The sequence below is a fragment of the Paenibacillus sp. 01L418 genome, assembly GCF_056400045.1.
Genome location: NZ_JBFTSN010000232.1, coordinates 1 through 10,210, shown reverse-complemented (window position 1 = coordinate 10,210; position 10,210 = coordinate 1). Strand labels below are relative to the sequence as shown.

9 protein-coding genes are annotated in these 10,210 nt (G+C 47.7%); 6 read left to right on the top strand and 3 right to left on the bottom strand.

Features of this window, described 5'->3' with window-relative positions; translation table 11 throughout:
* The coding region (locus AC1DSE_RS22525) for a helix-turn-helix transcriptional regulator (protein WP_477528216.1) at positions 1-818 on the bottom strand (818 nt) is incomplete at its 3' end.
* 190 nt (positions 819-1,008) lie between these two features.
* Between AC1DSE_RS22525 and AC1DSE_RS22520 the strand changes: the two genes are divergently transcribed.
* Entirely contained in the window at positions 1,009-2,895 is a 1,887-nt protein-coding gene (locus tag AC1DSE_RS22520; RefSeq protein ID WP_477511326.1) for a beta-L-arabinofuranosidase domain-containing protein, read from the top strand.
* Between the two features lie 101 nt (positions 2,896-2,996).
* Here the strand turns inward: AC1DSE_RS22520 and AC1DSE_RS22515 are convergent, their stop codons facing one another.
* Both AC1DSE_RS22515 and AC1DSE_RS22510 read right to left on the bottom strand, forming a co-directional pair.
* Complete coding sequence (locus AC1DSE_RS22515) at positions 2,997-3,914, bottom strand: DUF4358 domain-containing protein (RefSeq protein ID WP_477511325.1); 918 nt, start codon at positions 3,912-3,914, stop codon at positions 2,997-2,999.
* A gap of 76 nt (positions 3,915-3,990) precedes the next feature.
* Positions 3,991-4,881: a helix-turn-helix transcriptional regulator gene (locus AC1DSE_RS22510; RefSeq protein ID WP_076266735.1), complete on the bottom strand. Its 891-nt coding sequence runs from the start codon at positions 4,879-4,881 to the stop codon at positions 3,991-3,993.
* A 126-nt stretch (positions 4,882-5,007) separates the two neighbouring features.
* Here AC1DSE_RS22510 and AC1DSE_RS22505 point away from each other — a divergent pair, with 126 nt between their 5' ends.
* The 5 genes from AC1DSE_RS22505 to AC1DSE_RS22485 form a co-directional block, all read left to right on the top strand.
* Positions 5,008-5,895 carry a sugar phosphate isomerase/epimerase family protein gene (locus AC1DSE_RS22505; protein WP_339203663.1) on the top strand — a complete coding sequence of 296 codons (888 nt, stop codon included), beginning with the start codon at positions 5,008-5,010 and terminating at the stop codon, positions 5,893-5,895.
* 33 nt (positions 5,896-5,928) lie between these two features.
* Positions 5,929-6,981 (top strand): Gfo/Idh/MocA family protein, encoded by a 1,053-nt coding sequence (locus tag AC1DSE_RS22500; RefSeq protein ID WP_477511324.1) that lies wholly within the window; start codon positions 5,929-5,931, stop codon positions 6,979-6,981.
* 165 nt (positions 6,982-7,146) lie between these two features.
* Positions 7,147-8,682, top strand: a complete 1,536-nt coding sequence (locus AC1DSE_RS22495; RefSeq protein WP_477511323.1) for a sugar ABC transporter ATP-binding protein — start codon at positions 7,147-7,149, stop codon at positions 8,680-8,682.
* Positions 8,654-9,661 carry an ABC transporter permease gene (locus AC1DSE_RS22490; protein WP_441881494.1) on the top strand — a complete coding sequence of 336 codons (1,008 nt, stop codon included), beginning with the start codon at positions 8,654-8,656 and terminating at the stop codon, positions 9,659-9,661. The genes AC1DSE_RS22495 and AC1DSE_RS22490 overlap by 29 nt, the downstream gene beginning before the upstream one ends.
* The coding region (locus tag AC1DSE_RS22485) for an ABC transporter permease subunit (protein WP_477528215.1) at positions 9,661-10,210 on the top strand (550 nt) is incomplete at its 3' end. The genes AC1DSE_RS22490 and AC1DSE_RS22485, both read left to right, overlap by 1 nt.

The following is a 10,210-nucleotide window of genomic DNA, read 5'->3' as shown; positions in this document are numbered from 1 at the left end:
GTGCTTGTGTGTTTCGTGAAGCAGCGAACAAAATAAGGAAAGGAGCCGAAGCCTATTTCTTCGGCAATTTTGCCTATAGGTTCATTCGTGTGGATAAGCAGCCGCTTCGCTTGCTCAATACGGTGGCGCGTGAGGTACTCAAGGGGAGTACACCCAAAAGTTTTTTTCATGCAAATCGCAATATAATTGGGGTGGAAATGCAGCTCCTCTGCCATTTTCTTATAGCTGAGCGGGTCTTGATAGCTGCGCCGCAGGAACAGAGCGGTTGCTTCGGCAATTTGCAAATAAGGACTATCCACCGCCGATTGATTTTGATCCTGAAGCAGCTGGAGGAGGAGGTGAAAAATTTGCTGCTGGGTCCAGCGCGATTGAGCTGAGGGCTGCTCCTGCAGCTGCAGCAGCTCGCGTATTTTCTCTTCAATGGCATGGGGGACAAGTACACGCTTCTGCTTTGGAAGCTGGAAAGGGAAATACTCGATCGGAGCAAAGGGCTGCCCCTCCTGTGAAATGGAGAAAGGAAGCCGTTCATGTGATTCACTCCAATCACCGACCGTTTGAAAGTGCAGCCAATAAAAATGGGTTTCCTCGCTGCAGGGCATAGTCGTTCGATGAGAACGGTCAGGTCGAAAAATAGCATAATGGCCTGCCGAAATATTAAACTCCTGTCCTTCTTCCTCCATATATAAACTACCGCGTGTTACGTATATAAGATCGAATACGCCAATGTTTGAACGATCAGCATGTCTGCCAAGTATAGGATAAGTGTCCTCGCCGCCTTGAATGAAATGAGGCATGGGGGGACAAATGAATTGTAACATTCAGGCTTCACTCCTTGCTTAGTCATTACGGGATAATCATATGCGATGATTGCAGTTTGAGTAAAGATGCTATAAAACAAAGATGTTGTGATTGGATAAAAAGTGGTTGAGATCAGCTATCCAATCGGGCAAGTCCCGCATGGTATATTCGGTATGCATCCATCATGGCATGAAGGAGTGGTACAGAAGCATGGAACAATTACATGAAGCATTTGGGGCGCTGCCGCTTGGCAGCATTAAGGCGGAAGGCTGGCTGTATAATCAGCTTCGAATACAAGCGGATGGACTTACGGGTCATCTGGAGGAGCATTGGGCGGATGTAGGCCCGAACAATGGTTGGATAGGAGGGGAAGGAGAAAGCTGGGAGCGCGGTCCCTATTATTTGGACGGGCTGCTGCCGCTTGCGTATATACTGGGCGATGAGAAGCTGATCGCGAAAGCGAACCGTTGGATAGAATGGTCGCTCGCCAGCCAGCAGGAGAATGGCTTTTTTGGGCCTGCACATATTACAACGGTTAATAATGACCTGGATAAGAAGCAGGACTGGTGGCATTTCATGATTATGCTTAAGGTGATGATGCAATATGAGGAGGCAACGAGCGATGAACGAATCGTTCCATTCCTTAGCAAATTTTTCGGTTATGTAAGCTCGATTATCGAAGAGCAGCCTTTGCGCGGCTGGGCGAAGTCGCGCGGTTCCGAAATGCTGTTATGTATTTTATGGTTATATAAGAAGACGGAAGATGCCGAGCTGCTCAAGCTGGCTGATATTGTTGCCAGTCAAACACTGGATTGGACGGATATTTTCCATAACTTCCCGTTCTGGAGAAAAGTGGAGCAATGGGATTTTCGGACACATGTTGTCAATGTGGCGATGGGCATCAAGATGCCAGGCATTTTATATGAGCTGTATGGTGAGAGCGTTCAGCGTGATGCGGTTCATCGCGGCCTAGACAGCTTGATGACTCATCATGGGCAAGCGCACGGCATGTTCTCCGGCGATGAATGGCTGTCGGGTACACATCCGAGCCAAGGGGTTGAGCTCTGCGCTGTCGTGGAGTATATGTATTCGATGGAGCAGCTTACTCGGATTTTTGGCGAAGGGCGATTCGGTGATATTTTGGAGAAGGTGGCGTTCAACGCGCTGCCAGCTACGATTTCCAAGGATTGGAGCGCGCATCAGTATGATCAGCAGGTGAATCAAATTGTTTGCAATGTAGCGCCTAGAAATTGGAGCAACGGGCCAGATGCCAATTTATTTGGCTTAGAGCCTAATTTTGGCTGCTGTACATCAAATATGCATCAGGGATGGCCGAAGTTTGCTTCACATATGTGGATGTCGGATGCTGCAGGCGGCTTGGCAGCTGTATCGTATGCTCCATGCCATGTCCAAACGTCAGTTGCAGACGGCGTTGCAGCTGAGGTGCGAGTAAGCGGACAATATCCGTTCCGTGATGAAGTGACGATCGAGCTAGTGCTTGAACGTTCCGCTACTTTTGCTATTTCGCTGCGTGTGCCGGAATGGTCGATCAGTCCGAGCCTGCTTGTGAATGGTGAAACTATTATTTTAAACCCAGCAAAAGGTTATGCGCGAATTGAACGAGAATGGCAAGACGGTGATAAGCTGCTGCTGAAGCTGTCTATGGAGGTTCGTACCGTTTCTCGTAATTTGTACGCAGTAAGCGTAGAACGTGGACCACTAGTCTACGCTCTGCCGCTGGTGGAAAACTGGCAGCTGCTTAGGCCGCGTGAACGGTTTCATGACTGGGAAATATACCCGGGTTCTCCATGGAAGTATGGCCTGCTTGCGGACACCAGCTTTGAGGTAATGGTGAGCGAAGAGGCGATTCCCTATCAGCCGTTTGATGCGGCTGCTGCGCCGATCCGCTTGAAAGCAAGCGGCAAGCTTGTTGCAGAATGGCGGATGGAAGGCAACAACGCGGGAACTCCGCCTCTCAATCCGGATACAGAGGGTCAGCCGGTGACTGAGCTAGAGCTAGTGCCATATGGCAGCGCGAAGCTGCGAATCGGTGAATTCCCGCTGCTTGGAGAGCGAAAGCCGGTTATTCGGAGATAAGCAAAGTGAGATCGAGCTTTACAACAAAATGGCGGTGCAGGAGTTGTTTCTGCACCGCCATTTTTCTATTAAGGCTATATTTTATACTTATTTCTCCATCATTATTTTTTCTTGAAAAACGCATTGAAAAGTTCAGCTGTTTTTTTCTGGTCAGGCGAGATCGAGAAGAGAACAAAATCTCCGTTGCGCAGGATTTGATAGTTTAAAGCTTGTTCGTATTGATCTTGCACATAGGTTTCGAATACTTTTTGCACAGCCTCCGCACGTTTCTTGAACAGAGCTTCAATGTCGGAAAAGTCTTTCTCTGACTTGAGCTGAACGACGGAAAACTCTCCAGCTTGAATCATTATCATCGGTTGATAGAAAATGCCGTCAATCAGCATCGTTTCCGGGTCTATGCCATAGCTGTCTTTTATTCGTTCGCCCTCAACTTCCGAAAGCGACCCAAGCCCTGCATCGGCTTTTATTTTGGCTGCGATATCAGCAACGGTGACCGCACCAGATGGATTGCCTGGATCTGGTTTCGTCGTCGGCTTCGGTGTAGGAGACGGCGTAGCAATCGGCAGGGTGGATGGCTTCGATGTAACCGTTGGTTTAATGATCGGCTTCTCGGTTGGTGTCTCAGTGTTTGGCTTCTCAGTCGGTACTGGAGAGGCTGGTTTCTTGGTCGGCTTTATGGTTGGCAAAGGTTTAGCTGAGGCTGCAGGTTTCTTCGTTGGTTTCGCAGTCGCAGCAGGTTCATCAGTCTTTGCTGGTTGTTTAGTTGGTGCAGGTGTGGCCGTCTCTACAGCATCCGTTGGAGCTGTGGTGGCTGTCGGCGCTTCAGTAGTTATATCCTCAGTCGCAGTAGGGAGTGGTGCCTCGGTAGGCTTGTCCGTTGCGGTATTTCCACCTGATATTGAAGAACTGCTCTCATCATTATTCAATGGTTTGCCGGCGCTGCTGCAGGCAGCTGTAATGACCGTTATGAGTATAACCATGGATATGACGGAGAAGTATTTCGTTTTAAGCATAAACATCCAATTATCTCCTTTAATCATCGTTGTAAGTAAGACGCAGGGAAAGGCCAAAAGGTTGCTGTACGCTCATCTGCCGCTATTGCAGCTTACGTGCCTGCGAGGGGGTAATCCCTTTGTACTGCTTGTATAGCTTCGTAAAATAGTTCGGATTCTCACAGCCTACCTTTGCTGCAATTTCAGTAATCGTATCATTGCTTTCGCGCAGCAGCCGCTCGGCTTCGTTCATGCGATTGACATTGACATATTCGACGAAGGTGCGTCCTGTCAGCTTTTTGAACAGCTTGCAAAAATGATAGGGATTGAGGCTGACTTGCTTGGCGGCCTGTTCAATCGACATTTTTTCGCGAAAATCAGATTCAATACGCTGAATGAGCAGCTTGAAGCGGTCGCGATTGACAAAGTATGGTTCCGCCGGCATGCCTACCAGCTGACGCTCGATGAAAGTGCGGGAAAGAAGCGTAAATAGAGCATACAGCTTTGATTTGACGATAAGCTGATAGGCTGGCGGCTTGGCAATCAGCTCGGTAATTGCTTCTTCCAGCAGCGAGTAATGCTGAAGACAGGACTCATCCTGCTCGGCCGGCTTTACGGGATAACGAAGCCTACCCTCCAAGTAAGGCGCAACAAACTGCGCATGCAGCGGATCATGCACCCAATCATTGAAGAGGGAAGCGTTGAAGACGATACAATCATAATAAATATTGTCGTAACCCAGTGCATAGCCGACATGAAGCCCGCCGCCTGGGATGAGCAGCACTTCTCCTGGCTTGACGACAAATGGACGGCTGTCGATATGGAAGAGAGCATTGCCTTCTCTCATGATGATAATCTCGAAATGCTCATGCCAGTGTAAATAAAGGAAACATTCATTTGGCGTTACATTATAGGCACGGTTTTGGAAGAGCTGAAATGGATACGCTTTTTGCTCTAGACGCGTATTTTCCCATAGCTCTTTCGGATAGCTCATCTACAGCACCTCCAACACAAGATTCGACTAGTATTGCGCAAGATTGTATAGAGAAATATGCAAAACTCCTAGTTATAATGAAGTTGTTGAGAATACTATAAGCCAATATTGGAGTGATATACAAGGATGAATAACAAATTGAGAATTGGAACGCTTGTCGGCGGAGGGAATGCGGATCAGATCATTCCACAAATCGTAAAGCACGGATTTGAATCGTTCAACTTAACTTTCTGGCAAACGACTGGTGAAACAGATCTTGTGGAGATGGCTAAACGGGTAAGAGCGCTCGCAGATGAACATGACTTTGTGGTTCCAGCTGTAAGCGTTTTCGGAAACCCGCTAACGGGAGAAGGAAACAACGCAGATACGCTTGCGAGCTGGGAGCGTCTGATTGATCATGCGCATCTGTTTGGAGCTGATATTGTATCTGGGTTCACAGGCCGCTTGACGAATCAACCGATTGACGAGTCCATTCCGAAATTCAAGGAAGTTTTCGGGGAGCTCACACGCAGAGCAGCGGATAAAGGTGTACGGATTGCTTTTGAAAACTGCGATATGGGCGGAACCTGGGCGACAGGCGATTGGAATATTGCCCATAACCCGGCAGCCTGGGAACTTATGTTTAATGCGGTGCCGCTGGACAACATCGGATTGGAATGGGAGCCTTGCCACCAAATGGTCAGCTTAATCGATCCGATTCCGCAGCTGCGCAAATGGGCGAATAAGGTGTTCCATGTGCATGGCAAAGATGCAACAATTGCATGGGATATCGTGAAGGAGCACGGGGTACACAGCAAACAGCAGTTTGTATGGCACCGTACACCTGGTTTTGGCGATACCAACTGGAAAGATATTATTACGATTTTGAGACAGAACGATTATAAAGGCACGATTGATATTGAGGGCTGGCATGATCCTGTTTATAAGGACGAGCTRGAAATGACGGGACAAGTACATGCGCTTAATTATTTGAAAAACTGCCGCGGCGGCGATTTTGTACCTAATCCGGTATAGAAAATAATAGAGTTCAAAAAAGGAGAGAATACAATGTCGATTAAGCATCGTGTAGTTATTGCCGGCTGCGGAGGCATGGCGAACACTTGGGTAGACTACGCCAAAGAACGGGAAGACACTGAAATTGTCGGGCTTGTTGATATTAAGGAAGAGTTTGCGCAAGCGATGGCTGAACGCAAGGGGCTTAATTGTCCAACTTTTACAGACATCAAAAAAGCGATCGCGGAGACAGATGCTACCATCGTATTCGATGTGACCATTCCTGCAAGCCATTATACAATCAGCACGACGGCTCTAGAGATGGGCTGTCATGTCTTCGGAGAAAAGCCGCTTGCAGAATCGATGGCAGATTGCAATGCAATCGTACGTATTGCTAGCGAATCGGACAGGACGCATGCCGTTATGCAAAATCGCAGATTTGATCCGCGCATTCGTGCTTTTCGGCAATTGCTCGAGGATGGCACAATTGGCAAACCGGGTTTTGTAGGCGCGGACTTTTTTCTAGGCGCGCATTTTGGCGGGTTCCGCGACGCGATGGACAGCCCATTGCTGCTGGATATGGCGATTCATACCTTCGATCAGGCGCGATTTATTATTGGTGCCGATCCCGTTTCTGTCTATTGTCATGAGTTTAATCCTCCGGGCTCTTGGTATGCAGGAAATGCCAATGCGATCTGTATCTTTGAGATGTCCGACGGCTCCGTATTTAATTATCGCGGGTCTTGGTGCGCTGAGGGTGCGTCCACAACATGGGAGTCTTCTTGGAGAGTAACTGGCGAGCATGGTACAGCGATTTGGGAAGGAGATAACAACCCATATGCCGAGATCGTGGTTAGCGGCGATCAGAGTGGAAAATTCATACGCGACTATAAACGAGTAGAATCCCAGCCTCCAGAGATGGAAAATACGCATCATAAAGGCTGTTTGGACAATATGTTCGCTTCGCTTGAGGCAGGCAGCAAGCCGGAAACGGATTGCAGCGACAATATTTATAGTATGGCCATGGTTCTGGCCTCACTTGAGAGCGCTAAAATCGGTCAAAAGGTACAAATTGCTGGTTTTATGGAAGCAGCCGCAGGCAAGTAAATCATAGGTGAACAAGAGAGTGACTCCGAGCTGGCATAGCTRCGGAGTCGCTCTTTTATTTTGCATAAATGTCCGAATTCATTAAAAAAAGACCTATATTTCTAAATACGAACGATGGTCGTTTTTTCTACAATTGGAGGTGAAAACGGAAAGAGGTGAAGGACCATGGGCACCGATTATGTGCTGCATATGAAAGGAATTAGCAAATCGTTTCCTGGCGTCAAGGCGCTTTCAAATGTTGATTTTGGTCTCAGGAAAGGCGAGATCCATGCGCTTATGGGAGAGAACGGCGCAGGAAAATCGACGTTGATTAAAGTAGCGACCGGCGTGCACAAATGGGATGCTGGAGAGGTGTTGCTAGCAGGCAGGACGATAGCTCCAAAATCTCCGCTGGAAGCACAGCGGCTTGGCATAAGTACGGTATATCAAGAGGTCAATTTATGCCCAAATCTTAGCGTGGCTGAGAACATTTATATTGGTCGTCATCCCAGAAAACGCGGATTAATAGACTGGGACAAAATGTACAACGACAGCGAACGGCTGCTGGAGCGTCTAGACCTTGCGATTGATGTTAAGCAAACATTATCGCATTATTCGGTCGCTATTCAGCAAATGGTAGCCATTGCGAGAGCTGTTGATATTTCGAACGGTATTCTTATATTGGATGAGCCTACGTCAAGCCTTGATGCGAATGAGGTTAAACAGCTGTTCAAAGTTATGCGCATTCTAAAGCAAGAGGGCATGGGGATCGTATTTGTTACTCATTTCCTAGACCAGGTATATGAAGTAACCGACCGGATTACGGTGCTGCGCAATGGGATGCTCGTCGGCGAATACTTAACGAAGGATCTGACCAAAACAGAGCTTGTGTCCCATATGATCGGCAGGGAATGGAGTGTAGAAGAAGCAACAGGGAAAAAGGCAGTAGAGCGAACGGCTGGCGAAAACTTTTTGGAGGCCAGCTCGCTTGGCAAACGAGGCAGCATTAATCCAATCGATCTTCAGATCGGGAAAGGGGAGGTGCTTGGTCTTGCAGGACTTCTTGGCTCTGGCCGAACAGAAATCGCTAAGCTCATCTTTGGCATCGACAAAGCGGATGAAGGCAGCTTGACCATTGACGGCGAGCTTATTTCTTCGATGTATCCGCAGAAAGCTATTCAGAAAGGGCTTGGATTCACGCCAGAGGATCGCAAAGTAGCAGGCATCATAGGAGAGCTTACCATTCGTGAAAATATCGTCTTGGCGCTGCAAGCCCGTAAAGGCCTCTTCTCATTCATACCGCTGCGCAAGCAGAAGGAAATCGCCAATCATTACATTGATTTGCTAAAGATCAAAACGCCAAGCGCGGAGCAGAAGATTGAAAATCTAAGCGGCGGAAATCAGCAAAAGGTTATTTTGGCGAGGTGGCTTGCTACGCAGCCGAAGCTGCTTATTCTGGATGAGCCGACACGCGGAATCGATGTTGGTTCCAAGATGGAAATCCGCAAGCTCATTCTTGATTTGGCGGCAACAGGCATATCGATCCTCATCATATCGGCGGAGCTTGAGGAAATCGTTCAATGCTGCAACCGGATTATCGTTTTACGCGATCGGATCAAGATCGGCGAGGTCGCCGGCGCAAACATGCGCGAGAACATTATTATGGAAATGATTGCGAAGGGAGCGGAAATGTATGGCGGGTCTGACGGGATTGGCGCGTAGTTTAAGCAAGCAGAAAATCATTTGGCCGATTCTGGCACTCGCTGTATTGTTTCTTTTCAATTTGATCGTCATCCCTGATTTTTTTCGAATGGAATGGAAGGACGGTCATTTATTCGGCAATTTGATTGATATTTTGAAAAATGGATCGCCGCTCATCATTATTGCTATTGGCATGACTCTAGTCATTGCTAAAGAGGGAATTGATATATCCGTAGGATCAGTTCTCGCTATTTCGGGGGCTATCGCGGTATTTATGCTCGATGGTTATCCGCTTTGGCTTGTCATTCTAGCGGGCGTATTTGCAGGATTATTATGCGGCTTATGGAATGGGATGCTGGTTGCAATGATTGGCATTCAGCCGATGGTGGCTACCTTAATTTTGCTGACGATTGGCCGAGGAATCGCTCAACTAATTACGAGCGGGCAAGTGCTTACGACTAACGATAAGGCGTATCAGTTTATTGGAAAAGGGCATTTGCTAGGACTGCCATTTCCGCTGTTCATTGCGATGGCTGTATTTTTACTCGTATATCTATTCAAAACGCGTACCGCATTCGGACTTTTTCTAGAGGCTGCCGGCGGCAATAAGACAGCGAGCAGCTATGCGGGGATACGTCCTAAAGTAATTTTCATGACCGCTTATACGATTACGGGCATTTGCGCAGGTATTGCCGGCATTATTATTAGCGCAAACGTAGCAAGTGCCGATGCGAACAATGCCGGACTGTGGATAGAGCTGGATGCTATTTTAGCTGTCGTAATTGGCGGAACCTCGATGCGTGGCGGACGCTTCTACCTTGGCGGAACGATATTTGGAGCCTTGTTCATCCAAAGTTTGACGACGACGATTTATTCATTGGGTGTCGAGCCTTCCAGCATTTTGCTCGTTAAAGCGGTTGTTGTTATTATCGTCTGCTTGATTCAATCCGACTTATTCCGGCAGTCATTCAAATTGGTGAAAAAGAAGGTGGCGGCATAATGAAGCTGATTTCTCTGAAAATTAGCCATAACAATATTATTGTATTGGCTACGCTGCTTCTTTTGTTTATTTTGTATGGATCAGGTGCTGCGCTTTACAAGGGCTTTTTCTCCATGCAAGTATTTTTGAATCTATTTATAGACAACGCCTATCTCATTATTGTGGCTACAGGCATGGCATTCGTCATTATTAAAGGCGGCATCGATTTATCCGTAGCTTCGGTCGTTGCGCTGATCAGCATGGTGTCGGCGTCACTCTTCCAGCATGGGGCAAACGCGCTTGTTGTAACGATCGTTGCTCTCGTCATTGGTACGCTGTTTGGGGCAGGGCAAGGGTATTTAATTCAGCGCTTTCAGCTGCATCCTTGGATTGTCACGCTGGCGGGAATGTTCCTCGCTAGAGGGATTAGCTTCCTCATCAGCACGGAGAGTATCGTTATTAGCAATTCGGTTTATGTGAAGCTCTCCCAATACAAAATTTATTTGTGGGGCGATCATTTTATAACGATTAGTGTCGTCATTGCGATTGCYGTTGTTATCGCTGCTCTCC

Bases quoted from the DNA above. Each gene is read 5' to 3' on its own strand.
- AC1DSE_RS22520 (WP_477511326.1), top strand. From the start codon at position 1,009: ATGGAACAATTACATGAAGCATTTGGGGCGCTGCCGCTTGGCAGCATT.
- AC1DSE_RS22515 (WP_477511325.1), bottom strand. From the start codon at position 3,914: ATGTTTATGCTTAAAACGAAATACTTCTCCGTCATATCCATGGTTATA.
- AC1DSE_RS22510 (WP_076266735.1), bottom strand. From the start codon at position 4,881: ATGAGCTATCCGAAAGAGCTATGGGAAAATACGCGTCTAGAGCAAAAA.
- AC1DSE_RS22500 (WP_477511324.1), top strand. From the start codon at position 5,929: ATGTCGATTAAGCATCGTGTAGTTATTGCCGGCTGCGGAGGCATGGCG.
- AC1DSE_RS22495 (WP_477511323.1), top strand. From the start codon at position 7,147: ATGGGCACCGATTATGTGCTGCATATGAAAGGAATTAGCAAATCGTTT.
- AC1DSE_RS22490 (WP_441881494.1), top strand. From the start codon at position 8,654: ATGGCGGGTCTGACGGGATTGGCGCGTAGTTTAAGCAAGCAGAAAATC.